At 66.0% G+C, this 26,400-nt stretch carries 20 protein-coding genes and 1 pseudogene; 14 read left to right on the forward strand and 7 right to left on the reverse strand.

Annotation, left to right across the window (positions count from 1 at the left end):
* Window positions 1–27: 27 nt before the first annotated feature.
* Complete coding sequence (locus D1832_RS01990) at window positions 28–567, forward strand: YbhB/YbcL family Raf kinase inhibitor-like protein (RefSeq protein WP_118912389.1); 540 nt, start codon at window positions 28–30, stop codon at window positions 565–567.
* Window positions 568–670: 103 nt separating this feature from the next.
* Here the strand turns inward: D1832_RS01990 and D1832_RS01995 are convergent.
* A pseudogene (locus D1832_RS01995) lies at window positions 671–1,081 on the reverse strand (TrmH family RNA methyltransferase); the annotation flags it as partial.
* Window positions 1,082–1,325: 244 nt separating this feature from the next.
* On the opposite strand from D1832_RS01995, the gene D1832_RS02000 reads away from it, so the two are divergent.
* The 6 genes from D1832_RS02000 (at window position 1,326) to D1832_RS02025 (ending at window position 10,074) form a co-directional block, all read left to right on the forward strand.
* Complete coding sequence (locus tag D1832_RS02000; RefSeq protein WP_118912390.1) at window positions 1,326–1,907, forward strand: recombinase family protein; 582 nt, start codon at window positions 1,326–1,328, stop codon at window positions 1,905–1,907.
* Between the two features lie 218 nt (window positions 1,908–2,125).
* Window positions 2,126–3,676 carry a type I restriction-modification system subunit M gene (locus D1832_RS02005; RefSeq protein WP_118912391.1) on the forward strand — a complete coding sequence of 517 codons (1,551 nt, stop codon included), beginning with the start codon at window positions 2,126–2,128 and terminating at the stop codon, window positions 3,674–3,676.
* Window positions 3,673–5,166: a type I restriction-modification system subunit M gene (locus D1832_RS02010; RefSeq protein WP_118912392.1), complete on the forward strand. Its 1,494-nt coding sequence runs from the start codon at window positions 3,673–3,675 to the stop codon at window positions 5,164–5,166. The genes D1832_RS02005 and D1832_RS02010 overlap by 4 nt, the downstream gene beginning before the upstream one ends.
* Complete coding sequence (locus tag D1832_RS02015) at window positions 5,163–6,326, forward strand: restriction endonuclease subunit S (protein WP_118912393.1); 1,164 nt, start codon at window positions 5,163–5,165, stop codon at window positions 6,324–6,326. Before D1832_RS02010 ends, D1832_RS02015 begins: the two co-directional genes overlap by 4 nt.
* The gene (locus D1832_RS02020; RefSeq protein WP_118912394.1) at window positions 6,326–9,262 is read left to right on the forward strand and encodes a type I restriction endonuclease subunit R; all 2,937 of its coding nucleotides are present in this window, start codon (window positions 6,326–6,328) and stop codon (window positions 9,260–9,262) included. The genes D1832_RS02015 and D1832_RS02020 overlap by 1 nt, the downstream gene beginning before the upstream one ends.
* 392 nt (window positions 9,263–9,654) lie before the next feature.
* Window positions 9,655–10,074, forward strand: coding sequence for a hypothetical protein (locus tag D1832_RS02025; protein ID WP_118912395.1), 420 nt, complete (start codon window positions 9,655–9,657; stop codon window positions 10,072–10,074).
* A 178-nt stretch (window positions 10,075–10,252) separates the two neighbouring features.
* Here the strand turns inward: D1832_RS02025 and D1832_RS02030 are convergent, their stop codons facing one another.
* The 4 genes from D1832_RS02030 to D1832_RS02045 form a co-directional block, all read right to left on the reverse strand.
* On the reverse strand, window positions 10,253–10,996 hold the full coding sequence (locus D1832_RS02030) for an FRG domain-containing protein (protein ID WP_182434618.1): 744 nt from the start codon (window positions 10,994–10,996) through the stop codon (window positions 10,253–10,255).
* A 211-nt stretch (window positions 10,997–11,207) separates the two neighbouring features.
* Window positions 11,208–12,110 (reverse strand): TrmH family RNA methyltransferase, encoded by a 903-nt coding sequence (locus D1832_RS02035; RefSeq protein ID WP_118912397.1) that lies wholly within the window; start codon window positions 12,108–12,110, stop codon window positions 11,208–11,210.
* A 22-nt stretch (window positions 12,111–12,132) separates the two neighbouring features.
* Complete coding sequence (locus D1832_RS02040; protein ID WP_118912398.1) at window positions 12,133–12,909, reverse strand: sulfite exporter TauE/SafE family protein; 777 nt, start codon at window positions 12,907–12,909, stop codon at window positions 12,133–12,135.
* Window positions 12,910–13,008: 99 nt separating this feature from the next.
* Complete coding sequence (locus tag D1832_RS02045) at window positions 13,009–13,794, reverse strand: ABC transporter ATP-binding protein (protein ID WP_118912399.1); 786 nt, start codon at window positions 13,792–13,794, stop codon at window positions 13,009–13,011.
* A gap of 173 nt (window positions 13,795–13,967) precedes the next feature.
* On the opposite strand from D1832_RS02045, the gene D1832_RS02050 reads away from it, so the two are divergent.
* The 3 genes from D1832_RS02050 to D1832_RS02060 are packed head-to-tail and all read left to right on the forward strand — an operon-like array spanning window position 13,968 to window position 16,740.
* On the forward strand, window positions 13,968–14,609 hold the full coding sequence (locus D1832_RS02050; protein WP_118912400.1) for a GntR family transcriptional regulator: 642 nt from the start codon (window positions 13,968–13,970) through the stop codon (window positions 14,607–14,609).
* Between the two features lie 57 nt (window positions 14,610–14,666).
* A complete protein-coding gene (locus D1832_RS02055) occupies window positions 14,667–15,953 on the forward strand; it encodes an MFS transporter (RefSeq protein ID WP_206609337.1) in 1,287 nt (428 codons plus the stop codon).
* 25 nt (window positions 15,954–15,978) lie between these two features.
* The gene (locus D1832_RS02060) at window positions 15,979–16,740 is read left to right on the forward strand and encodes a hypothetical protein (RefSeq protein WP_147362591.1); all 762 of its coding nucleotides are present in this window, start codon (window positions 15,979–15,981) and stop codon (window positions 16,738–16,740) included.
* A gap of 64 nt (window positions 16,741–16,804) precedes the next feature.
* Here D1832_RS02060 and glgA read toward each other — a convergent pair whose 3' ends face one another.
* Window positions 16,805–18,016, reverse strand: coding sequence for a glycogen synthase (gene glgA / locus D1832_RS02065; RefSeq protein ID WP_118912402.1), 1,212 nt, complete (start codon window positions 18,014–18,016; stop codon window positions 16,805–16,807).
* Between the two features lie 63 nt (window positions 18,017–18,079).
* Here glgA and glgC point away from each other — a divergent pair, with 63 nt between their 5' ends.
* The 4 genes from glgC to cphA are packed head-to-tail and all read left to right on the forward strand — an operon-like array spanning window position 18,080 to window position 24,381.
* On the forward strand, window positions 18,080–19,333 hold the full coding sequence (gene glgC, locus D1832_RS02070; protein WP_118912403.1) for a glucose-1-phosphate adenylyltransferase: 1,254 nt from the start codon (window positions 18,080–18,082) through the stop codon (window positions 19,331–19,333).
* A 43-nt stretch (window positions 19,334–19,376) separates the two neighbouring features.
* Window positions 19,377–20,600, forward strand: a complete 1,224-nt coding sequence (gene serB / locus D1832_RS02075; protein ID WP_118912404.1) for a phosphoserine phosphatase SerB — start codon at window positions 19,377–19,379, stop codon at window positions 20,598–20,600.
* A gap of 10 nt (window positions 20,601–20,610) precedes the next feature.
* Window positions 20,611–21,501 (forward strand): cyanophycinase, encoded by an 891-nt coding sequence (locus tag D1832_RS02080; RefSeq protein ID WP_118912405.1) that lies wholly within the window; start codon window positions 20,611–20,613, stop codon window positions 21,499–21,501.
* 30 nt (window positions 21,502–21,531) lie between these two features.
* Window positions 21,532–24,381 carry a cyanophycin synthetase gene (gene cphA / locus D1832_RS02085; RefSeq protein ID WP_118912406.1) on the forward strand — a complete coding sequence of 950 codons (2,850 nt, stop codon included), beginning with the start codon at window positions 21,532–21,534 and terminating at the stop codon, window positions 24,379–24,381.
* A gap of 84 nt (window positions 24,382–24,465) precedes the next feature.
* Here the strand turns inward: cphA and D1832_RS02090 are convergent, their stop codons facing one another.
* Window positions 24,466–26,361: a Mur ligase family protein gene (locus tag D1832_RS02090; protein ID WP_241510813.1), complete on the reverse strand. Its 1,896-nt coding sequence runs from the start codon at window positions 26,359–26,361 to the stop codon at window positions 24,466–24,468.
* Window positions 26,362–26,400 lie beyond the last annotated feature (39 nt).

Consider the following 26,400-nt stretch of genomic DNA (forward strand, 5'->3'; position numbering starts at 1 on the left):
CCCGAGGTCGCGGCATAGGGTCGAAACATGACTCTCGAACGACCCGTCGCACCCGACCCTTACTCCCTCCTGCCCGAGGTTCCGTCGTTCAGCGTGACGAGCGAGAACTTCGCCGACGGCGACACGCTCGCCGACGCGCACGTCTTCGACGACTGGGGCTTCACCGGTGGCAACCGCTCCCCTCAGTTGAGCTGGAGCGGCGCTCCGGAGTCGACGACCTCCTACGTCGTCACGTGCTTCGACCCCGACGCCCCCACACCGTCCGGCTTCTGGCACTGGGCCGTGGCCGGTATCCCCGCCGACGTCACTCAACTGCCCGAAGGCGCCGGTGACGGCACGAACCTGCCCGAAGGTGTTTTCCAGCTGACGAACGACACGGGTTCGCGCGGCTACGCCGGCGCCGCTCCGCCCGAGGGCGATCGTCCCCACCGCTACATCTTCGCGGTGCACGCCGTCGAGGGCGACCCGCTCGCCATCGACGACAGCGTCACCCCCGCGGTCCTCAGCTTCAACGCGGTCTTCCAGACCGCGGCGCGCGCAACGATCACGGCCACCTACGGTCACTGATCCGGCTCACAACGACGCCCAACTCGAGCTTCGGCTCGGGTGGGGCGTCGTCGATGCTGTCCAGTGTGCTGGGGCTGGGCCGTGCTCCGGTGTCGGTTCGACGTCAGGCGCGCAACGTGTACATCGCGACGGCGGACGCCGCGGCGACGTTGAGCGAGTCGACGCCGCCGGCCATGGGAATCCGCACCGTGAGGTCGCAGCCGGCCACCGTTCGTTTGCCGAGGCCGTCGCCCTCCGTACCCATGACGAGGGCCAGCCGCTCCGGCGCGCGGGCCGCCAACTCGTCGAGTGTCACCGAGTCGTCGCCGAGAGCCATCGCCGCGAAGGCCCAACCCTGCTCGCGCAACGCCTCCATTCCGCCCGGCCACGGGTCGATGCGGGTCCACGGCACCTGGAACACCGTGCCCATCGAGACCCGGATCGAGCGCCGGTAGAGCGGGTCGGCGCACTGGGGCGTCACTAGCACGGCATCGACGCCGAGTGCCGCAGCGGAACGGAAGATGGCACCGACGTTGGGAGGTGTTCCATTCAGTTCAACACCGCACCAGCACCTCTCACGATGGTCGAGAATCAGATCCGATGCCGCGCTCGAACCCATCTTTGCACTGGTCACACGACACATTGCCACAGGTCACGTGTCGTTGTGTCGCCGCGTACTGTTCAATAAACCTATGCTCCGTCGTGCCCAGCATCCCTCTCGAGGACCTCATCAACCGGACTGCTCAGGCTGGTGTGAGCGCAGAGCCCAGTAGTCCGCGATGGCCAGCATCGGCTTGGTCCGGTTAACCGGCGACGCTCGCGAGGCGGAGGTTCAGCACGAAGCGCTGGATCCGATCTGCTCGCAAGTGTTCGAAGAAGCCTCGACCCGACGACGCGTGATCGAGAACCGGCCGGGGCTCCTCGCAGTGCTGAACGACGCGAGCAGCGAAGATCAGATCGTCGTCACGAAGGTTCGCTACCTGGCGCAGACCATGGCCGATGGACTGGAGGTGCTGGTCGATCTGGTCGACCGAGGTGTTGCCGTTCGAGTGCTCGGGGGCGCGGCCGCCGGTGAACACTCAGAGCCGTCGTTCTTCGTGGACCAGTGCCGCGAGATCGCTGAGACCCGCAGAAGCATCCGGAGCGACAGGATCAGGGCCGGATTGACGGCCGATCGAGCGGATAGCTCGACTCTGGGCAGGCCGACGTTGATCGATGACGCCAGATACAACGACATGGTGATGCGTCGCGAACAGGGCAAGTCGATCCGGTCCATAGCGCAAGCTGTCGGCGTCTCGGTCGGGACCGTCCACAACGTGCTGGTTCGCGGCCTGCAGTCAGTTACGCACCCAATGGAGTAGTGCGACGTCCTCGGAGACGCAGGCGCACGCAGCCAGGGTAGGACTGAACAGGTTGGTGAAGGTCCCGGAGCTGTCGACCCTTCGAGGCCGGCACCGGACACTCCTCCCGAAAAGCCTACGCAAGGCATGGCTGCCCTGCCTCATGGACCGTTTGGTCACCGCACGTCGGCACCGAGGATAGGATTCCGGTCGAGTGTTGGAGTGACGACGGGGGCCGGATGACTGAGGACGAGGCACGCGCGGCAGCGCTCACTTTGCTGCCGAGGGGTGGCAGCGAGCCGCTGACGCCCGCGGAGCTTGAGCAGTACCTCGCCGCGGCGGCTGACCTGCTGCGCGGCAGCATCGACCAGGCCGACTTCAAGGCGTACATCTTCCCGCTGATGTTCTTCAAGCGGATCAGCGACGTCTACCTCGAGGAGTACGCCCAAGCGCTCGACGAGTCCGGAGGCGACCACGAGTTCGCCCTGTTCGCGGAGAATCACCGCTTCGCGATCCCACCCGGAAGCCTCTGGGACGACGTGCGCACCAACACAGCGAACATCGGCACCGCCTTGCAGACTGCGTTCCGTGAAATCGAGAAAGCGAACCCCGAGACGCTGTACGGCATCTTCGGCAACGCCAGCTGGACCAACAAGGACAAGCTGCCCGATCGCAAGCTCGCCGATCTCATCGAGCACTTCTCGAGCAAGGCGCTGACCAACGCCGCTGTGCCGCCCGACGTGTTCGGCAACGCGTACGAGTACCTCATCAAGCGGTTCGCCGACCAGTCGAACAAGAAGGCCGGCGAGTACTACACGCCGCGTTCGGTGGTCGGCCTGCTCGTCAACATCCTCGATCCCACCGAGGGTGAGACGGTCTACGACCCGGCCTGCGGCACCGGCGGCATGCTGATCGAGGTCATCGAGCACGTGAAAGATGCCGGCGGCAGCCCCAAAACCCTGTGGGGCAAGCTCTACGGCCAGGAGAAGGTGCTAGCGACCTCGGCGATCGCGCGGATGAACCTGCTGCTCCACGGCGTCGAAGACTTCAAGATCGTCCGCGAGGACACGCTGCGCAACCCCGCCTTCTACACGGGCAACAACCTCGCGCAGTTCGACTGTGTCGTCGCCAACCCGCCGTTCTCGCTCAAGAACTGGGGTGAGCCGGAGTGGGCGTCCGACAAGTGGGGACGGAACGCACTTGGTGGAGTCCCGCCGAAGGGGTACGCCGACTGGGCCTGGGTCCAGCACATGCTCACCTCGGCGAAACCGAAGACGGGCCGTGTCGCCGTCGTCCTGCCCCAGGGGGCACTCTTTCGGCAGGGCGCTGAGGCGCGGATCCGCACCCACGTGCTCAAGTCAGACCTCGTCGACGCGGTCATCGGGTTGGCTCCCAACCTGTTCTACGGCACGGGCCTCGCCGCCTGTGTACTGATCCTTCGACAGGAGAAGCAACCGGACGAGACGGGCAAGGTGCTCTTCATCAACGGTGAAGACCTGTTCAAGCGCGGACGCAACCAGAACACCCTCGAACCCGAGCATGCCCAGCAGATCCTCGACGCCTATGAGCTCTACGCTGACATCGAGGGCCGCTCCCGTGTCGTCGACCTGGCCGAGATCGAGAGCAACGACTACAACCTCAACATCCCGCTGTACGTCGCGCCTCCTGACTGCGGCGAGAAGCTCACGCTCGCGGACGCTCTCGCTAATCTCGAAACGGCGCACGCCGAGGCGACCACGACGCGTGCTGCGCTGGAGGCCGAGCTCGCGAAGTGGGGGCTGTCCGTATGAGCACCAGAATCACGCAGCGCGAGCTGGAGAACTACCTGTGGGGCGCGGCGATCGTGCTCCGTGGGCTGATCGACGCGGGCGACTACAAGCAGTACATCTTCCCGCTCGTCTTCCTGAAGCGGATCTCCGATGTCTACGACGAAGAGCACGCCGCCTCGATGGAGGTGTACGACGACGAGGAGCTCGCCGACCTCCCCGAGAATCACCGCTTCGCCATCCCCGACGGCTGCCACTGGGAAGACATCCGCGGTGTCACGCAGAACATCGGTGCGGCGCTCTTGCACGCCATGCGCTCCATCGAGAAGGCCAACCCCGACACACTTCCGGGAGTCTTCGGCGACGGTGACTGGGGCAACAAGGACCTGCTCCCGGACTCGACCCTGGCCGACCTCATCGAGCACTTCTCCACCAAGACGCTCTCGATCGCCAACCTGCCCGAGGACGAGCTCGGCAACGGCTACGAGTACCTAATCAAGAAGTTCGCCGACGACTCCGGTCACACGGCGCAGGAGTTCTACACCAACCGCACACTCGTGCACCTGATGACGATGATGCTCGAGCCCCAGCCGGGTGAGTCGGTCTACGACCCCACATGCGGCACAGGCGGCATGCTCATCTCCACCGCCGCCGAACTGAAGCGGCAGGGCAAGGAGTGGCGGAATCTGCGCCTCTACGGCCAGGAGCTCAATTACGGGACATCCGCCATCGCGCGGATGAACCTGTTCCTGCACGGCATCACAGACGGCCACATCGCCCACGGCGACACCCTCAGCCGACCGGCATTCCTCGACGGCGCGGGCCATCTGCAAACGTTCGACGTCGTGCTGGCAAACCCGCCCTACTCCATCAAGGCCTGGAACCGTGCCGCATTCGCCAAGGACCGCTATGGCCGGAACGTCTGGGGCGTCCCGCCACAGGGACGTGCCGACTACGCGTTCTTCCAGCACATCGCCAAGAGTCTCGACCCCGATACGGGCCGCGCCGCGATCCTCTTCCCCCACGGGGTGCTCTTCCGGCGTGAGGAGTCAGCCCTGCGTGAAGCACTGGTGAAGTCCGACCTGATCGAATGCGTTCTCGGGCTCGGCGCAGGGCTCTTCTATAACAGTCCCATGGAGGCCGTGGTCGTCACGCTCCGCGCCAATAAGCCCGCCGAGCACCAGGGCGAGGTGCTGTTCATCAATGCCGTGAACGAAGTCGCCCGAGAACAGGCACAGTCCTTCCTCCGCGAGGCGCACCAACAGAAGATCCTGGACGCCTATCGCGCCTTCGAGCCACAGGACGGGTTCGCAGCAGTTGCCACCCTCGACCAGATCGCGGAGAAAGGCCACAGTCTCGCGATTCCGTTGTACGTCGCCGGCGACTCGGCGAGGGAAGTCGGCGAGCACATCGATGTCAGCGATGCCGTGGCGCAGTGGCGAACTGCCGCGCAGGTTTCGGGCCAGGCGATTACTGACGTTCTCGCGCTGCTGAGAGCGGAGGTGCCCGCGTGAGCCTCAACCTCGACAAGTCGCACTGGAAGCGGGTTGCCTTCGGCGACGTTGTCCGCAACGTCAATGAGACCGTCCGTGATCTCGAAGCGGCCGGCATCAACCGCGTCATCGCGATGGAGCACATGGACCCCGGCGAGCTGAAGGTTAGCCGGTGGGGTTCAACAGAGGACGGCACCACCTTCACACGACGCGTGAAGCCCGGCCGAACGCTCTTCGGCAAACGCCGCGCATACCAGCGCAAGGTCGCCTACGCCGAGTTCGATGCCATCTGCTCCGGCGACATCTACACCTTCGAGGCCGATGAGACTCAGCTCCGTGGGGAGTTGCTCCCATTCCTCGTGCAGTCAAACGGTTTCTTTGAGCACGCTCTCGGTACGTCGGCCGGGTCTCTGTCCCCACGTACTAACTGGCGCGACTTGAAGGACTTCGAGTTCGACCTCCCGCACTTTGAGGAACAGAAGCGAATCGCCGATCTCCTGTGGAGCATCGAACGTGATCGTGCCGCGACTAAGAGAGTCAAGGAGCATCTCGTTCAGGTCCGTGCCAGCCTAATTCGGAACTGCGTGCATGGCGAGGCCGAACAGGTCGCCCTGGAGAGTCTGATCCGGGACGACACGACCATCACCTATGGAATCGTCCAGGCCGGTCCGGAAGTCGACGGCGGCGTGCCATACATCCGAGTCTCCGACATGACGAGTGGCAGCCTCTCGATTCGCGGCATGAAGCGAACAAGCCCCACAATCGCCGCGAAGTTCGACCGCTCGCAGGTCTCCCCAGGCGACCTCGTTGTCGCACTCCGAGGTCGGACCGGTCTTACGCTTCGGGTCCCAGAGGAACTGCACGGCGCTAACCTCACCCAAGGCACGGCCCGCGTGGCAATCGATGAGAAGCGCGTGGCATCGGACTACGTGCTGGCGATCATGAACTCGGAATGGATGGCTCACCAGGTCAATCGCCAGGCCAAGGGTTCTACATTCTCTGAACTAACACTCGCAGCGCTGAGGGGTCTAGCCATCCCGCGACTTGGTGACCAAAGGGAGTCATGGCTTGTCGCCAACCTGGAGCAACTCGACGCGGCGTCAGCCAAGCTCGTAGAAACTTCGGAGAGGTCCGCAGCACTCCGTTCTGCTCTAATGCTGGACGTCTTTGGAGGAAACTGATGGCTCAGTTCAACGAAGCGAACTCAGTCCGCGACTTCGTCCGCGATCTGGTGGCGTCGATCGATGTACAGTTTCTGCCCGGGAATGAGCTTCCGCGCCGTACCGATGAGGTATTGCTCGAAGGTGTGCTGAAAGGCGCGCTCATCCGCTTCAACCCGGAGATCGAGGCGGACCCTGCGAAGGCGGACGAGGTTATCTACAACCTCCGCGCGATCCTGATCGCCGCCCGCAACAGCCCGCATCCGGTGGTGGCCAACGAGGAGTTCATGGCGTGGCTGACCGGGCAGAAGTCGATGCCGTTCGGGCCGAATGGCGAACACACCACGGTCCGGCTGATTGACTTCGACCATCTCGACGAGGACTCGTCGAACCAGTGGACCGTCTCGACCGAGGTGACCTTCAGGCAGGGCCGGCTGGAAAAGCGGTTCGATCTCGTGCTGTGGTGCAACGGCTTGCCGCTGGTGGTCGGTGAGGCGAAGACGCCGATCCGGCCGGCGTACACCTGGATCGATGGCGCTACACAAATCCACGATGACTACGAGCAGAGCGTCCCGCAGTTCTTCGTACCCAACGTGTTCTCGTTCGCGACCGAGGGCAAGGACTTCCGTTACGGCACAATCGGAATGCCGGTGGAACTCTGGGGGCCCTGGCGCGAGGACCCGACCGATGAGGATGCGCGGGCGAAGATCGGGCTCGTAGCGGTGCAAGAAGCCGTCGAAGGCGTCCTCGCTCCCCGTGCGGTGCTCGACTTTCTGAGGTTCTTCACCCTCTACGCGACTGACAAGAAGCATCGCAAGATCAAGATCATCGCGCGGTTCCAACAGTTCCAGGCGACCAATCTGATCGTCGACCGAGTGCTGCTCGGCACGGTCAAGCAGGGCCTGATCTGGCACTTCCAGGGCTCGGGCAAGTCACTGCTCATGGTCTTCACTGCGCTCAAACTGCGCGCGATGGCCGAGCTCACGAACCCGACGATCCTGATCGTGGTCGACCGCATCGACCTGGACACCCAGATCACTGGCACCTTTAACGCCTCGGACGTCCCGGGCTTGGTGTCGACGGACTCGCGAGCGCAACTCCAGAATCTGCTCAGCCAGGGCGCGCGGAAGATCATCATCACCACGATCCACAAGTTCGGCGAGGCACCTGGCGTCCTCGATGCCCGGCAGAACATCATCGCGATGGTCGACGAGGCTCATCGCTCGCAGGAGGGCGACTACGGGCAGAAGATGCGTGAGGCCTTGCCCAACGCGTACCTCTTCGGCTTGACGGGCACGCCGATCAACCGGCGCGACCGCAACACGTTCAAGTGGTTCGGTGCACCCGAGGACGAGGGCGGCTACCTGTCGCGGTACTCATTCCAGGACTCCATCCGCGACGGTGCGACCCTTCCGTTGCACTTCGAACCACGACTCTCAGAAATCCACATCGACCAGGAGGCGATCGACGCGGCGTTCGAGGAACTCGCCACGGATCGCGATCTGTCCGAGAGCGACAAGATCACCCTCTCGAAGAAGGCGGCATCGATCGAGGTGCTGATCAAGACTCCCTCGCGCATCGGAAAGATCGCCGCCGACATCGCCGCCCACTTCCAATCCAAAGTGGAGCCCCAGGGTTTCAATGCTCAGGTCGTCGCGTACGACAAGGCCTCCTGCGTCGCGTACAAGAATGAGCTCGACAAGCACCTCGGGCCCGAGGCATCGACCATCGTCATGTCGAAGACCCGAGGTGACTCGCCCGACTGGGCCAAGTGGACCCCAGGTGCCGAGGAGCTTGAGCAGGTCGTCGCGCGGTTCAATGACCCGACCGACCCGCTCAAGATCATCATCGTGACGGCGAAGCTGCTGACCGGGTTCGACGCTCCGATCCTCTACTGCCAGTACCTCGACAAGCCACTGAAGGAGCACACGTTGCTCCAAGCGATCACTCGCACCAATCGCGTGTACCCGCCGGACAAGACCCACGGCCTGATCGTCGACTACCTCGGCATCTTCGACGACGTCGCTCGATCCCTCTCCTTCGACGAGCAGGCTGTCCGAGAGGTCGTCTCCAACATCGAAGAACTGAAGGCTCAGCTCGCGCCGGCGATGGTTGCCGCACTCGCGTTCTTCCCCGGTGTCGACCGCACGGTCGGCGGGTACGAAGGCCTCGTCCAGGCGCAATCCGCGATCGCCGATGAGGTCACAAAGGATGCATTCGGGGCGGCGTACAGCGTCGTCTCCCAGCTGTGGGAGGCAGTCAGTCCGGATCCGATGCTGACTGAGTTCCGCGACGACTACCGCTGGCTTACTGACGTCTATGAGTCCGTCCGCCCTTCCGACATCACTGGACGGCTCGTGTGGCACGCGCTGGGTGCGAAGACGATCGCTTTCATAAACGAGAACGTCCAGGTAGAGATCCCCCAAGCTAACGAGACGATCGTCCTCGACGCCCAGACGATCGAAGACCTGATGACGGGCAAGCGCAAGGACGTGTCCACCGAAGAGATTGAGAAGCAGATCACCGCCCGGATCGCGCGTCACCTCAACAACCCGATCTTTATCGAGCTCGGCCAGCGCCTCAACGATCTGCGGGAGCGGTACGCCGACATTCAGCAGTCCAGCCTGGAATTCCTCCGCGAGCTTCTAGAACTTGCTCGAGACACTGTGGCCGCGGAGAAGGCGGCCGACGAGACACCTCGCGAGGAACAAGGCAAGGCGGCCTTGACCGAACTGTTCGACGCTCTCAAGGGCGACGAGACCCCGATTATTGTCGAGAACGTCGTCAATCGGATTGACGAAGTCGTCCGAGGGGTCCGCTTCGAAGGTTGGCAGTCCACGATCCGCGGTGACCAGGAAGTCCGCCAGGCACTCCGGAAAACCCTGTACGTCCAGTTCAAGATTCGCGATAACGACGTGTTCGAGAAGGCCCTCGGCTATGTCCGAGAGTACTACTGACCTTCGCATCTCCAGCAGGCTCCTCGAGCAGAGGCGTGTCGGCGCGAGAAGTTGATGTCCATGAGCCTCAGACGAGCCGCCTCAAAGCCTTACCGGGCGATCTGAACCTGCTCTCCGCTATGGAAAGAATTGAGTCGGAAATATAAGTAACAGCGCTGGTGCGAAGGCAAGTCGCGAAGAGGAAATCGCGTTCTTAGCAATGGAGCAGGTCCTTGGCGTCGACATCAGGCTCGCAGACGCTGGCGGTGGCTGCAAGATGCCCGACGGCTCATGGGACACCCCTACTGGCAAATGCATAGTGGAAGTGACCCCCCGCGGCTCTCATGGCTGAGTGGGCGCGGACCAAGAAGGCAGGCAGGCCGCAGGTGGAAAGCGGATGCATGCCAGTTCGCATGAACGATCTCGGTGCAGTTTGCACTGAGCTGTTAAGTGCTACGTGGGCAATCGAGAACATCACGAAACTGAGAGCCCAGCCGGCGGAGGAGCGGCATCTCTTCCTGTTCGCACGAAGCTACGATGTGGGCGATTACTTCTATCGTCTGTCTGACTCTTACGACGACGGTCCGATGGAACAGATTGAGGACATAACCCTCCCTGAGGGCATCTCGGACGTCTGGTTCCGCGGCCGAGCTCAACCCGGCTCAAACCAGCAGCCCCATGCCATCTCGCTACGGTTAGCCCGGTTTCAATCCGGCGTCGAATGGCAGCGACACGTAGTTTCGATCGACGAGCTAGATCTGCCGTCTCCGGCTCCTGGGATCGCCGGTGACCCCGTGCTCGCTGAGCTTCGACTTCCAAAGGCCCGCACCTAGTTATAGTTGACCGCGTCGCGTAGAAGCCGACAGCCGAGCTCGCCGCGGCGTTTAGAGGTTCGACGTCGTCACTCATCAGGGTCGTGTCTCGTTGATTTAGCAATTTTCCAGTTTATGGCTCGAGCCAGGGCCCTTAGGACCCGAAAGCCAGCACAAGCCTTCTCCTCGGTTTGCTGGTTTACTTTAACAATGCGGCATTATCGACAGCTTGACGTACTTCGGCGGCCATGCCGAATAGGTCGGGGTACATCGTTGCGGGATTGTACCCATAGTCCCGTTCGAGGCGGCGACGAATCTCCACCTTCGCCTCTGCCGTAATTCGAATCGTCAGAGTGGGCTCGGTAGCTCGTTGCAGAGCTTTTCCGGAGCGATCCACCATCTTGGTGGGGACTGAGGTGGCGCGTCGAACTTCGTTAATACGCCAAAAATCTCCTGAAGTCCCGGGGGCCTTCCGGTACTGGGCATTCCCACCGGCGTAGACCTTTGGCACCCCGGCCAATAAGAATCCAGACTGCTGGGCGGGGATGCGCTCGTTGTACGAAGGAGGTCTCCACAGGAGCGGAAGATCTCTGCACCATGGAGTGTTAGCACCTGACCCACTCCATGGGACGTCGTACGTGTTCCATTTCGCGTCCAGTTGTACACGACGATTCGTAACGTCGAACGCGAAGATCCGCCCGTCCGCACCGTCAAGTTCACTATGCTGCTCCTCGACAGCGAACCAGAGGGCAACCAGCGGACTAAGCGAAACATCAAGCATACGTGTCGGACCTCTGAAATGCTGCAGATTCGCCAGCAGTTCGAGATAAGGCATTTGGTCGAAACGCCAGTTCGCCCGCACGAAGTGAGCGATCTTTTCCTCCGCTCGAAGGAGATCGTCTTCCTCTGGTGCCGTTTGCGAGGCTGATCGCGCGTCTAGCAACCTCCTGTACAGCCCGCTATGGAGGCTCTACCGAGCATCGACCTGTCCGCGCCAGCCGACGGCGCGCTGCGTCCCAGTCCGCCTGAGCACTGACTCGATCTCACTCAGGGCCGTCTCCCAGGACGTGACCGGACTGCCCTCCCACGGACCGAAGAAGTCTATCCCTCGCATTCGTTGAGTTCCTCTCGCTTGCCCTGACTTTCGACCTGGCCTACCGCGTCGCGTAGAAAACTACAGCCGAGCTCGCCGCGACGTTCAGCGAATCGACACCACCCATCATCGGGATCGTCACCCTGCGATCGAGCACCTTTTCCGTTTGAGCTGAAAGCCCGTGTCCCTCGGTGCCGAACACGAGCGCGAGGTTTTGGTGGTCTTCGTCCACGAGGTCGTCGAGAGTGATCGAGCCCTCCCCCAGCGTCATCCCCGCCACGACGTATCCAGCCGCCTTGAGCTGATCGACGCCACTCGGCCAGTGATCGATGCGCGTCCACGGCACCTGGAACACTGTGCCCATCGACACGCGAATAGCCCTGCGGTAGAGCGGATCCGCGCATGTCGGTGTCACCAGGACCGCGTCGACGCCCATCGCCGCGGCGGAGCGAAAACACGCGCCAACATTGGTATGGTCGACCAATCCGTCCAGGATCGCGATCCGCGAGCGACGCTGCGATCCGCTGGCCTGCGAGGACGGCTCTCGAAGTTCAGAACCGCCCACGTTCGTGTGATCGACGATGTCCTCGAGCACCACGACGCGGCGGGCCCCACGGAGCAACTCCGCGGGGTCGGCGAGGGCCGGACGATTCATCGACGCAAGCGCTCCGCGGTGGAGGTGGAAGCCGGTCATCGACTCGATGACGTCGGCCTCCCCCACGTAGACCGGCACGCCCTGGGCCTCGGCGTCGGCGATGACGTCTGCCAGGTCGGTGAGCCAGCGCTCGCCCATGAGGAAGCTGCGGGGAACGTCACCCCGGGAGAGTGCCCGGCGGATGACCTTCTCGCTCTCGGCGATGTAGAGGCCACGCTCGGTCTCGAGCTTCTTGCGCAGCGCGACGTCGGTGAGGCGGAAGTAGTCGGCGACGCGTTCGTCGTCGGGGCTCGTGATCTCGATCGGCACCGCACAAGGGTACGCGGGCGGGTCAGCGCAGGATGTTGACGATCGCGATGATGCCGATGACGGTGATGAGGACACGCAGGACCCATGGGTTGAGCTTGCGCCCGACGCGCGCTCCCACGAAGCCGCCGACGAGAGCGCCGATGCCGACGAGGGCCGCCACGGCCCAGTCGATCTGGTCGGTCGCGACGACGATGAACGTCAGGGCTGCGACGCCGTTGACCACCGTGCCGAGAACGTTCTTGATGCCGTTGATCTCCTGCAGCGGATCAGGCAGGAGAACGCTCATGAGGCCCATGAGGATGATGCCTTGGGCCGCGCCGAAGTAGCCGCCGTACATACCGGCCACGAAGATTCCGACGGCCAGCGCGACGAGGCGGGGCCCCGCGAGCGGACGCGTGGGGTCGGCGTCCTCGTGTGCTTTCGCGGCCTTCTTGTTGAGCCACGGTCCGGCGAGCACGAGGAGCACGCCCAGCGCGATGAGCACCGGGACGATCGCGTCGAAGGCCGACTCGGGAAGCACGAGCAGGAGCAGCGCGCCGACCACGGCACCGAAGAAGGAGAACGGAACGATCCGCTTGAGGCGGGCGGCCTTGCCGCGCAGTTCCTCGCGGTAACCCAGAGTGCTCGTGATGCCGCCGGCCACGAGTCCGATCGTGTTGCTCATATTGGCCGTGACGGCCGGGTACCCGAGGGCGAGAAGAGTAGGGAAGGTGACGAGGGTGCCGGAACCGACAACCGCGTTGATCATGCCAGCAGCCATACCCGCCGCGATGATGGCGAGCGCTTCCCACAAACCCATGTCGACATCCTTCTCACGGCCACGAGGAAGGGCGCGTGGGCACGGTGGGGCCGTGGGTGCCGCACACGGACGAAGGCGGGCGGCCTTCGCACCAAGAAATCAGCGAGCGGCTCGGGCGCTCCAGCGTTCACCGTGCTGCTCGAGTTCGAGCGGCATGCCGAAGGTCTCCGACAGGTTCTCCGCCGTGAGGGTCGACTCGATCGGGCCGGCCGCCACGACACGGCCCTCGCGCAGCATGAGGATGTCGGTGAAGCCCGGCGGGATTTCTTCGACGTGGTGCGTGACGAGGACGAGCGCCGGAGCGTCGAGGTCCTCGGCGAGTGTGCTGAGGCGACCGACGAGATCCTCACGGGCGCCGAGGTCGAGCCCTGCGGCGGGTTCGTCGAGGAGCATGAGCTCCGGGTCGGTCATGAGAGCGCGGGCGATGAGAACGCGCTTGCGTTCACCTTCGCTCAACGTCCCGAAGCGACGCTCGGCGAGGTGCGAGACACCCATCTCCTCGAGCAGTTCCGCAGCACGGCCGTGGTCGAACTCGTCGTACTTCTCGCGCCAGCGTCCGACCATGCCGTAGCTGGCCGTGACGACGACGTCGGAAACCTTCTCAGCGTTCGGAATACGGTCGGCGATCGTGGCGGCCGACAGGCCGATACGCGGACGCAGTTCGAACACGTCCACGGCGCCGAGCACCTCGCCGAGGATGCCGGCCACACCGGCACTCGGGTGCATCCGCCCGGACGCGATGGACAGTAGCGTCGACTTACCGGCGCCGTTGGGGCCGACGACGACCCAACGCTCGCCCTCCTCGACGTCCCAGTTGATGTCGTCGAGCAGCTTCTGCGCGCCGCGCGTGACACCGACCCCGGAGAAGGACAACACATCGCTCATACCCGTGACCCTACTGACTCGACGGGGTCGAATGCCACGCGACACGGCACCGATGACGTCGTGGACGCGCCTGACGCCCAGCCGACACGGGTGTAAGCTACAACTTGTATCTATGTTGCGTCGAACGCCTGCAAGTGTGGGCAGCACATCGACCACTTGAACGAGGAGCGAGCATGAGCGAGCCGAAGATCTCCGCGGCCGACGCGGTCTACCGCGAGGTGAAGGGCTGCATCCTCGACGGCTCGATCGCCGGGGGCGCCCTCATCAGCGAGGGTGAGATCTCGGAGCTGCTCGACGTCTCCCGCACCCCCGTGCGCGAGGCGTTCGTCCGGCTGCAGGCCGAGGGGTGGATGACGCTGTACCCCAAGCGCGGCGCGCTCGTGCGCGCCGTTGAACCGCGCGAGGTGCGTGACGTCGTCGAGGCGCGCATCGCGGTGGAGTCGCGTGCGGCGCGCAGCGTCGTCGAGGCGCAGGAGCACCGCGACGTCGCCATCGATCTCGGCGAGATCCTGCGCCGTCAGCGCCAGAGCCTCGAAACCGGCGACCACGACGACTTCACCGAGACCGACTGCGTGTTCCACACCCACCTCGTCGCCGCCGGTGGCAACGCCATCCTCACCGAGTTCTACGAGCGTCTCGGGGAACGCCAGCGCCGAATGGCCGCGCGCATCCTGTGGAAGGACGACCGCCGCTGCCGCGACGTCCTCACCGCCCACGCCCGTCTCGTCGACCTCGTCGCCGCGGGAGACGCGACTGGTTTCGAGCAGGAGCTGACGGCGCACCTGCACCACTCCTACGACGGACTGCTCCCCTGAGCCCTCCGACCACACGAGTTTCGCACCACTCACCCACACCCGACGAAAGGCCCCCGCGTGTCACTCGACACCCCGACCCGCACCGCCAGCCACGAACGCATCACGACGAGCGTCGACAGCCCCGAGCGCGCCGGCGCCGGGGGCGCGCGGGCCGCCTGGCTGCCGGTCGGGGCGGCGATGTTCACCGTCGCGTGGGGTGGCAACCAGTTCACGCCGCTGCTCGGTCTCTACCGTGACATCGACGCGCTCTCGACGGGCGCCGTCGACCTGCTGCTCGGCGCGTACGTGCTCGGCATCATGCCCGCGCTTCTGCTCGGCGGGCCCGCCTCGGACCGCTGGGGCCGTCGCCCTCTCATGCTGCCCGCGCCGATCCTCGCGATCATCGCGTCGGTGCTGCTCGCCGTCGGCTCCGGCTCGCCGGCCGTGCTCTTCGTCGGCCGCATCTTCTCCGGCCTGGCGCTCGGGCTCGCCATGGTTGTCGGCGGCTCGTGGATCAAAGAACTGTCGAGCCCCCCGTTCGACGCCGAGGCCGACGCCGCCGCGGGCGCGCGTCGCGCCTCCATCAGCCTGACGGCCGGATTCGCGCTCGGCGCCGCCACCGCAGCGGCGCTCGCGCAGTTCGCGCCGCTGCCCGCGGAGTTGTGCTACCTCGTCCACCTCGTCATCACGGCGGCGAGCTATGTGCTCCTGACGCGCGCCCCCGAGACGCATGCCGCCCAAAAGATGCCGGGACGCTTCCTCGACGACCTGCGCGTGCCCGCTGCGGGCCACCGTCGCTTCCTGTTCGTCGTCCTGCCGATGGCGCCGTGGGTGTTCGGCTGCGCGGGATGCGCCTATGCCGTGCTGCCCGCCGTCATGGGTGATCGCACCGGCTCGTTCGGCATCGCCTTCTCGGGCCTGCTGTGCCTCGTCGCGCTCGGCTGCGGGCTGTTCATCCAGCAGGTCGGCAAGCGCTTCGACGACGTCAGCTCCGCGCGCGCCATCATCATCGCCCTGACGATGACGCTGCCTGGCCTCGGCATCGCCGCACTTGCAGCGCGCCTCGTCAGCCCGTGGCTCGCGCTCGTCGCGGCCGCCGTCCTCGGTCTCGCCTACGGCATGCTGCTCGTCTCCGGCCTGCAGGAGGTGCAGCGCATCGCCGGTCCCGAGGACCTCGCGGGACTGACGGCTGTCTACTATTCGATCACCTACCTCGGCTTCTTCGTGCCCGCCGCGCTCGCCGTCGTCAGCCATTGGCTGAGCTACCCCGTGATGTTCGTCGGTGGCGTCGTGCTCGCCGCGCTGAGCCTCGGCGTCGTCCTGATGTTCTCGCGCAAGCACCTTCCGACGGCTCTGGCGCACTGACCCGTCGCCACTAGGCTGGGCGATCGTGTACGAACTGCCTGCCTCCGTGCGCCTGGCCCTGTGGGCCACGCACGCCATCGCCGCCGATCGCCCGCTCAGCGAGGCGATCGGCGCCGCGCTGCCCGACGTCGACGCCGTCGAGGGTGGCCTGCCGCGCCTCGAACTGTGGCGTGACCTCGGCGAACGCATCGTCTGCGTCGACCTGCCCCGCCCGGGGGTCCACGGCGGGTTGCTGCCGCCCGGCGGACCCGCGACTCCGGCTGCGATCGAAGCCGGAGAATGCCTGTTCGGGCCGTCGCTCGGCGGGGTGCTCGTGCCGCGGCTGGAGTATTACGGGCCGGCCGGTGACGAGGGCCTCAAGCTCACGCTCGAACCGCACGACAGCGACCCGGTGCCGATCCACCGCCTCGAGGCACTTGCACTGGCCGACATCGACCGACGCTTCCGCGAGGCGTTGCTGGCGCACGTCGGGGTGCTCGAATCCCTGCACATCGCACCGTTCCTCGGCTCCTCGGCCCGCGAGCGCGTCGACGAACGCCTCGACGGCGCGCGCTGGGCGTTGCCACCGGGCCTGCACCCGCGGGCGATGCGCATCATCACGACGGCCGGCCTCGTCGTCGCCGCCCTCGACGAGGCACTGACGACGAGCGGCGGCCTCGACGCGGGTAGCGTCGCAGCGCGCGAGCGCACGCTGCGCTCCCTGCTCGACGAGGCCGAACTCGCTCTCGCACAGGCCGCGACGGCGGCTGCCATCGGCCTCGCACACGACGCTGCCCGCCCTCGATGAGGACGGGCAACGTTGATCGCGCGTTGCGGTGTGCCCAGAGCGGAGTGTCTCCGGCAATGACGCATCAGGCCGTACGGGAGCCTTCGAGGACCGTCGCGTAGACCTGCTGGGTGCGCTCGGCGATCGCGTCCCACCCGAAGTGCTCGACGGCGCGCTGACGCCCGGCTCGACCCCGTCGGCGGGCCTCTTCGACGTCGGAGGTCGCCTCGGTGAGGGCGCAGGCCAGATCGGCGACGAACGTATCGGGGTCGACGGGCGTACCCGTTCCGTCGTTCACCTGCTCGATCGGCACGAGCCAACCGGTCTCGCCGTCCACGACGACCTCGGGGATTCCCCCTGTGGCCGTGCCGACGACGGCCGCCTCGCACGCCATTGCCTCGAGGTTGACGATGCCGAGCGGCTCGTACACCGACGGGCACACGAAGCACGTGGCCTGTGACAGGAGCGCGACGACCTCGTGGCGGGGCAGCATGTCGGGGATCCACACGACGCCGTCACGGCTCTCACGCAGTTCGGCGATGAGGCCTTCGACCTCGGCGAGAATCTCGGGGGTGTCCGGGGCGCCGGCACACAGTACGAGCTGCACGACGGTGGGAACGTCACGCATGGCGCGCAGGAGGAACGGCAGGCCCTTCTGCCGGGTGATGCGACCGACGAACACGATGCTCGGGCGGCCGGTGTCGACGCCGTGGCCGCGCGCGATCTCCAGCGCCTTCTCGGAGTGATCCGGCGCCCAGGCGTCGGCGTCGATGCCGTTGTGAACGACGTGGACCTTGCTCTCGTCGAGCTGGGGGTAGCTGCGCAGCACGTCGCGTCGCATGCCGTCGGAAACCGCGATGACGGCGGCGGCACCCTCGTAGGCGGTGCGCTCGATGAACGAGCTGAGTGCGTAGCCACCACCGAGTTGCTCCGCCTTCCACGGGCGCATGGGCTCGAGGCTGTGCGCCGTCACGACGTGCGGGACGCCGTGGAGCATCAAGGCGAGGTGCCCGGCGAAGTTGGCGTACCAGGTGTGCGAGTGGACGATGTCGGCACCTTGGGTGGCCGGCACCATCGTGAGGTCCACCCCGAGTGTCTTGAGCGCGCCGTTGGCCTCGGCCAGCTGCGGCAGATCGGGAAATCCGTCGGTGTCGGCCTCCCCCACCGGTTCGCCGAACGCCCGCACCTTGGTCTGCGTGCCTGTCGCTCGCAAGGCCTTGACGAGTTCGGCGACGTGGACCCCGGCGCCGCCGTAGATGTTGGGCGGGTATTCCTTCGTCAGGATGTCGACTCTCACGGGACAAGACGGTAGCCCCTCCGGGGGTGTGATGAAAGACACGATCCGCCTATCGTCAGTGGCATGCCAAATCGTGGAGGCCCCAAGGTCCTAGCCATCGTTCTCGCCGGCGGCGAGGGCAAACGTCTCATGCCGCTGACGGCGGACCGGGCCAAGCCCGCCGTGCCGTTCGGTGGCATCTACCGCCTCATCGACTTCGCGCTGAGCAACCTCGTCAACTCGAACTACCTGCACATCGTCGTGCTGACGCAGTACAAGTCGCACAGCCTCGATCGTCACGTCACCACGACGTGGCGCATGAGCTCCCTGCTCGGCAACTATGTCACGCCGGTGCCCGCGCAGCAGCGTGTCGGCAAGAACTGGTACCTCGGTTCGGCCGACGCGATCTACCAGAGCCTCAACCTCATCCACGACGAGAAGCCCGACTACGTCGTCGTCGTCGGTGCCGACCACGTCTACCGCATGGACTTCGCCGACATGGTTGATGCGCACATCGCCTCGGGTGCGAAGGCGAGCGTCGCCGCGATCCGTCAGCCGATCTCGCTCGCCGACCAGTTCGGCGTCATCGACGTCGACCCGCAGAACCCGGCGCGCATCCGCGCCTTCCTCGAAAAGCCCACCGACCCGCAGGGGCTGCCGGACAGCCCCGACGAGGTGCTCGCCTCGATGGGCAACTACGTCTTCTCCACCGACGCGCTCATCGAGGCGGTCACACGTGATGCCGACCTGAAGGACAGCAAGCACGACATGGGCGGCGACATCGTCCCCGCCTTCGTCGAGCGGGGTGAGGCGTTCGTCTACGACTTCAAGGACAACGAGATCCCCGGCGCGGAGGATCGCGACCGCGGGTACTGGCGCGACGTCGGCACGATCGACTCCTACTTCGACGCCCACATGGACCTCGTCTCGATCCACCCGATCTTCAACCTCTACAACGACCGCTGGCCGATCCACACGACGTCCGGCATGAGCCTGCCGCCCGCGAAGTTCGTCCATGGCAGCCACGGGCGCACCGGCACCGCCGTCGACTCGATCGTCTCCCCCGGCTGCATCATCTCCGGCGCGACGGTCAGCCACTCGATGCTCTCGCCCAACGTCGTCGTGCGCTCGTTCAGCGACATCGACTCCTCGATCCTGCTCGACGGCGTCAAGGTCGGACGCTCGTGCATCGTGCGCCGCGCCATCATCGACAAGGGCGTGCACCTGCCCGAGGGCACGCACATCGGCCTCGACCACGAGCAGGACCGTGCTCGCGGGTTCACCGTCACGGAGTCGGGCATCGTCGTCGTCGGCAAGAGCACGGTCATCACGTCGTGAGCGGCGGATGCACGCGAGAGTGGTTCAGGCTATGAATGGGGTCGTGACGAACGACAACTCGCGTACCGACCTCATCGGCCTGACGTTCCAGGGCACCGACTTCCCGGGGCTCTTCCACGAACTGGCCGATGCGATGACCCGGTTCGGCGTCGAGATCATCGACGTCGGGCAGGCCGTGCTCGGCGGGAGCATCACGCTGTCCTTCCTCGTCTCCTCCCAGCATCCGGAGGACTTCGAGGTCGAGATGCGCCGCCTCGCCGAACTGCGTGGCCTCTCGCTCACGCTGACGCCCGGTATGGCGGATGACGTGCACCGCCTGCCCGGGCGCGCCGTCGTCACGCTGCTGGCGGACACCGTGCCGGCCGAGGCACTGGCCGAGATCTCGGCCGAAGTCGTTCACCACGGCGGAAACATCGACCGGGTGCGTCGTCTCGCCCGTACCCCCGTGACGGCCATCGAGCTCGATGTGTCCGGTGTCGAGGTCGTCGAGTTGCGACGCCGCGTGGCCGAGGTCTCGGCGGAGAGCGGCTGTGACGCGAGTGTCGCCGCTGCCGGTTTGGCGCGGCGAGGGCGGCGTCTGGTCGTCATGGACGTCGACTCGACGCTCATCCAGGACGAGGTCATCGAGATGCTCGCGGCCCACGCAGGCCGTGAGGCCGAGGTCGCCGAGGTGACCGAGCGGGCCATGCGCGGCGAACTCGACTTCGCCGAGTCCCTGCACGCACGTGTCGCCGTTCTCGAAGGGCTTCCGGTCGAGGTGCTCGATGACGTCCGCGCCGCGATTCGCCTGACGCCCGGCGCGCGCACGCTGGTGCGCACCCTCAAGCGTCTCGGTTTCACCGTCGGCGTCGTCTCGGGTGGCTTCATCGAGGTCGTGCGCCCCCTGGCCGACGAACTCGGCATCACGTACGCCCAGGCCAACACACTCGAGGTGGCGGACGGCAAGCTCACCGGGCGTGTGCTCGGCGAGGTGGTCGATCGTGAGGGCAAGGCACGCGCTCTCGCGCACTTCGCGCAGAACGAAGGTCTCCCCCTGGAACGCACCGTCGCGATCGGTGACGGAGCCAACGACCTCGACATGCTCGCGCTCGCTGGTCTCGGCGTTGCGTTCAACGCCAAGCCCGTTGTGCGGGCTCAGGCCGATGCCGCCGTGAACGTGCCTTACCTGGACAGTGTGCTGTTCCTGCTCGGCATCAGCCGTGAGGACATCGAAGAAGCAGACAATCTCGACGTGGACTCTGCTGCGATGAGCCGAACGGGCGCCTAACATAGCCCCCATGCCTGAGAACAGCGAGCCCCGTCGATCCCTGCTCATCATCGGTGGGGCCGAGGACAAGATCGGCCGCGTGACCATCCTGCGCCGCTTCGTGCGTCTGGCCGGGGGCCGCAAGTCGAACATCGTCGTCATCCCGACGGCATCGTCGCTGGCGTCAGAAGTCATCGAGGTGTACTCCACCGTGTTCTCGCGCTTGGGATGCCCCGAGGTCTCGAGCGTCGACCCGCAGACGCGCCTCGAGTCGTCGTCGCCGGAGCTCGTCGAGAGCATCGACAACGCCACAGGCGTCTTCATCTCGGGTGGTAACCAGCTCAAGCTGAGCCAGCTCATCGTCGGCACCCCGCTCGGCGACGCCATGCTGCGCGCCTACGAGCGTGGCGCCGTCATCGCCGGCACAAGTGCGGGTGCCTCGATCATGAGCCAGTTCATGATCTCCATGGGCGAGGAGGGCGTCACCCCCCGCCAGCGTTCCAGCCAGCTCACGCAGGGTCTCGGCCTCGTGCCGGGCGTCATCATCGACCAGCACTTCGACCAGCGCTCGCGCTACGGCCGACTGCTCTCGCTCGTCGCCGGTTCTCCCAGCCTGCTCGGAATGGGCATTGACGAGGACACGGCCGCCGAGATCACGAACGGGCACGAGTTGACGATCGTCGGATCCGGCGCCGTCTTCATCGTCGATGCCCGACGGGCGCAGACCGACGCCCATGAAGCCCGCCGTGACGCGCCCTTGCTCGTCACGGGAGCGGTCGTTCACTCGCTGCCGTACGGAGCGACGTTCGACCTGGCCACAGCGACCTTGACGGATTTCGTCGAGCAGAACGCCGACGTGGCCGTCACGGCCGCGAAGGATCAGCACGACACCGCCACGGCCGCAGCCGCACTGCGTCACTGAGACGCTGTGCCTTCCACGAGGGAGAACTCCATGACCGTCGTCGAGATCCCGCAAGCTCCCGGGCCCATCGAGCCGAGCCTGCGCATCCGAAGCACGCGTGTCTACCGCGGCCCCAACGTGTGGTCCTACGAGCCGGCGATTCACCTCGTGCTCGATCTGGGCGTGCTCGAGTACTACCCGACGCACGCGCTGCCCGGTTTCACCGAGGCTCTCGTCGAGCTCTTCCCCGGCCTGCAGCGACACTCGTGCTCGCGCGGGCGTGAGGGCGGCTTCATCGAGCGCCTCCACGAGGGTACCTGGCTCGGTCACGTGGCCGAGCACCTCGCGCTGCAGCTGCAGCAGGAGGCCGGTCACGACGTCCGTCGAGGCAAGACGCGTGGTGTCGAGGACCGAGAGGGCTGGTACAACGTCATCTTCGCCTTCCTCGACGAGAGCGTCGGTCTCGCAGCCGGCGAACTGGCGGTCAACATCGTCAATCACCTCGTGCAGAACAACCCCGAGTTCGACGTCGAGGCGGAGCTCGAGCGGTTCCACAACCTCGTGCAGCGCAAGGCGTTCGGGCCCTCGACGCAGGCCATCATCGAAGAGGCTGTGTCCCGCGACATTCCGTGGACCCGTCTCAACGGCGCCTCGCTCGTCCAACTCGGTCAAGGCGTCCACGCCCAGCGCATCCGCGCCACGATGACGTCGCGCACCCCCGCGCTCGCGGTGGACATCGCGGGCGACAAGAACCTCACGGTGAAGCTGCTCGGGTCGGCCGGTCTACCGGTGCCGAAGTCCGACGTCGTGCGCACGATGGAGGGCACCGTCGAGGCGGCCAAGGAGATCGGCTTCCCGGTCGTCGTCAAGCCGCTCGACGGCAATCACGGCCGTGGTGTCTGCCTCAACCTGCAGAACGAGGACGACGTCCGCGAGGCCTACCCGATCGCATTGGCACAGTCGCGCCGCGGCGTGCTGCAGGTCGAGTCCTTCGTCACGGGCAAGGACTACCGCTGCCTCATCATCGACGGCCGGATGGCGGCCATCGCCGAGCGCGTGCCCGCCCACGTCATGGGCGACGGCGAACACACGGTGGCCGAACTCGTCGACATCACGAACGCCGACCCGCGTCGTGGATACGGTCACGAGAAGGTGCTCACACGCATCAAGGTCGACGACGCCGCCCGCGAACTCGTCGAGGAACAGGGCTACGCGATGGACGCCGTGCCTGAGGCCGGCGTCATGGTGAAGCTTGCCCTCACCGGCAACATGTCGACCGGTGGTATCTCCATCGACCGCACCATGGATGCCCACCCCGACAACGTGGAGATCGCCGAGGAGGCCGCGCGCCTCATCGGGCTCGACGTCGCCGGCATCGACTTCATCTGCCCCGACATCACGGTGCCGGTGCGTGAATCCGGCGGCGCGATTTGCGAGGTCAATGCCGCTCCCGGGTTCCGCATGCACACCCACCCGACGGTCGGGGAACCGCAGTTCATCGCCAAGCCGGTCGTCGACCTGCTCTTCCCGCCCGGCACGCCGTCACGTGTGCCGATCGTCGCGGTGACGGGTACCAACGGCAAGACGACGACGTCGCGCATGCTCGCGCACGTCATGAAGGGCCTCGGCAAGAAGGTCGGCATGACCTCGACCGACGGCATCATCGTCGACGAGCGTCTGCTCATCACCCGTGACGCGTCAGGCCCCAAGTCGGCCAAGATGGTGCTTCAGAACCCGCGAGTCGACTTCGCGATTCTCGAAGTCGCCCGCGGCGGCATCCTGCGCGAGGGCCTGGGCTACGACCGTAACGACATCGCCGTCGTCACGAACATCCAGAACGACCACCTCGGCATGCGCGGTGTGAAGTCCCTCAAGGACCTCGCGGACGTCAAGCAGGTCGTCGTCGAGGCCGTACCGCGTGACGGTTTCGCCGTCCTCAACGCCGACGACCCGTACGTGCGCCGTATGCGCCACGTGTGCCGTGGAACCATCGTGTGGTTCTCGATGGACGCCCCGGACAGCCGCGTCAGGCAGTTCATCGACGAGCGCTGCATTCGCGGTGACCGCGCCGTCGTCCTCGAGCCGACGGAGAAGGGCGAGATGATCGTCCTCAAGCAGGGCCGCCGTTCGATGCAGCTCGCCTGGACCCACCTGCTGCCGAGCACGTTCAACGGCGCCGCACGCATGAACGTCGCAAACTCGCTCGCCGCGGCGGGAGCGGCCTTCGCCGCCGGTGTGCCGCTGCACGACATCCGTCAGGGCCTGCGCACCTTCACGACGAGCTACTACCTCTCCCCCGGTCGCCTCAACCGCATCGAGGTCGATCACGCCGAGGTGTTCGTCGACTACTGCCACAACCCGGCGGGCCTCGACCTGCTCGGCGAGTTCGTCGACCGATATGTCGCGGGAAAGAACCGTGCCCAGAGGGTGCGCCGTACCGTCGTCGTCGGAGCTGCCGGCGACCGTCGTGACCAGGACATCCGTGAGATGGGTGAACTGGCGGCCAAGTGGTTCGACACCGTCATCATCCGTGAGGACGAGAACCTGCGCCGCCGCGAGGTCGGCGAAGCGGCCAGGATCATCGAGGAGGGTGCGCGAGCCGTGGCTGCCGACGGCGGCCGCGCGACGAAGATCGTCACCGTCCTCGACGAGCTCGAGGCGACGACAAAGGCACTCGATCAGGCGCGGCCCAACGACGTCATCGTCATCTGCGCCGACAAGCACGCCCGGGTCATGGCCACGGTCGAGAAGCGCACCCACCTCGCGACGCCGGGCGCGCACACCCACGAGGAACAGCCGGGCGACCCCGACTTCAGCCCGGACGAGCGGTTCGCCAGCGCCGAGGAGGACGACGCCGCGGCCGAGGCGGTCACTCCGAACCCGGCTGACACTCAGGGCTGAGGAACGAACGCGTTGGCCCCTCCCCATCGGTGCGGTGGGAAGGGGCCAACTGGTCGTCGGGACGAGGCCGGATTGGCGAGCGTGTCAGGACTCGCGGTGCGGCAGTGAGGTGAGCAGGTCGAGAGCGTCGACGAGTGCTGCGGGTGCGTGGCCGGAGGCGGTCACCCGACGCAATGACGCGACGGCGTCACCGATGTGGCCCTGAACGTCGTCGGGCAAGCCGGTGCTCTCGATCTCCTCGTTCGGTACACCGCGAGCGGTGCGTGCCTTGCGGGCGATGGTTCGCGCGTCGTCCATCGACGCGCCCGTCTCGGTCAACCAGGAGTGGATGTCCGCCTGGTGGCTGTGGGTCATGACCGCCACGACGTCGCCCCCGTGTGCCGCGTCGAGGAGGCTCTGCACGCCGTCGAGTTCGGTGCGGTGGCTCGCCTCCGGGCTCACCCCGACGCGCGCGAGACCGTCACGGAAGTGGCTTTCGAGGTTCTCCATCGAGCGACCGCGAAGGTAGTGCTCCTTGTGCACCACGTGGACGAGATCTGCTCCACGGCCCGCGAGCTCGCCGAGGTTGGCGAGGATCTCGTCGCTGCGGTCCCCGCCGGTTCCGAGGCCGAGCAGGAGTCGCCCCCCGGGCGCGACGAGTCCACGACCGACGGCGAGGAGCGCCTCCAAACCTCCCTCGTTGTGGGCCATGTCGATGATGACGGTGATCGACTCGTCGGGGCTGCTCGGCTTGGGCACGGTGTAGACGTTCATGCGGCCCGGGTTGAGGTTCGCGTCCGGGGAGAACGTGCGTAGCCCCTCGACGACGGCGCTGCGCGGAAGTCCGAGCGCCAGGGCACCGGCCGCCCCGGCGAGAGCGTTCGCGATGTTGTGGGCGGAAAGCCCGGCCATCGTCATGGGCACGTCGTCGAGGGAGACGAGAGAGTCCACGCCCGAGTCGTCGATACACACGATGTCGTTGTCGATGACGGTGAACGCCTTGCCGTGTGCGGCCCGTGCCTCACGGATGCAGGGCGCTTCCGGGTCGAGTGTGAAGGTGATGATCTGCGCGGGCGTACCGACCCGCATCGCCCAGACACGGGGGTCGTCACCGTTGAGCACGCACCAACCGCTCGGTCGGGTGACCTTGGTGATGATGGCCTTGACCTCGGCGAGCTGGTCGACGGTGTCGATGCCGCCCGTACCGAGGTGGTCGGGCGACACGTTCGTCACGACGCTGACGTCGTTGTACGGCACACCCATTCCGCGGTTGAGCAAGCCGCCTCGCGCGGTTTCGAGGACGGCGACCTCGAGGCCGGGGGTGGCGAGCACGGTGCGAGCTCCCGACGGTCCCGAGTAGTCACCCCTCTCGACGTGTTCGCCCATGACGAGCACACCGTCGGTGGAGCTCCACGCCGTCTTGCGCCCCGCGGTCATCGAGATGTGCGAGACGAGGCGCGTGGTCGTCGTCTTGCCGTTCGTTCCGGTGATCGAGATGACCGGAACCTTCGGCTTGGACATGGTTCCGGCGGGGCCCGGTTCGGAGGCGAGAACCGCGTCGGCGGCACGTCGAACGGCGTCGGAGGAGGACACCGGGTCGAGCAGATCGGCGAGAGCCGCAGCCACGGCGCGGCCCAACGCGCGGCCGCGTTCGAGGTGCTTCCACGGGAAGGCCACGACGTACTCCGAGGGTTCCTCGCCGTGGCGAACCCGGACACCGAGCTGACCCGTGCCGCTCGCAGCGGCAACACGACGCGTGACGACCTCGACGAGGCGCATGACGGCGCGGTCGCGGACGGCAGAACCCTCGTCGCCGAGTCGCGGGCGGCGCGCGCGAAGCAGGGCGAACGCTTCGCTCAGCTGGTCCGGTTCACTGCTCAGCCACCCCGAGACGTCGATCGTCGTCTTGATCGCGGGGCGCGGGAAGTAGAGGTTCGGGCCCTCGAGAACGCGGTTGCCGAGCAGGCGGACACCTGCGGCCTGCGTGCCGTCTGCAGTCATGAGGTTCACCCTAGAACGGGTGTGCTTCACCTGCATCCG

It is taken from the genome of Dermacoccus abyssi, assembly GCF_003515945.1.
Lineage (GTDB): Bacteria > Actinomycetota > Actinomycetes > Actinomycetales > Dermatophilaceae > Dermacoccus > Dermacoccus abyssi.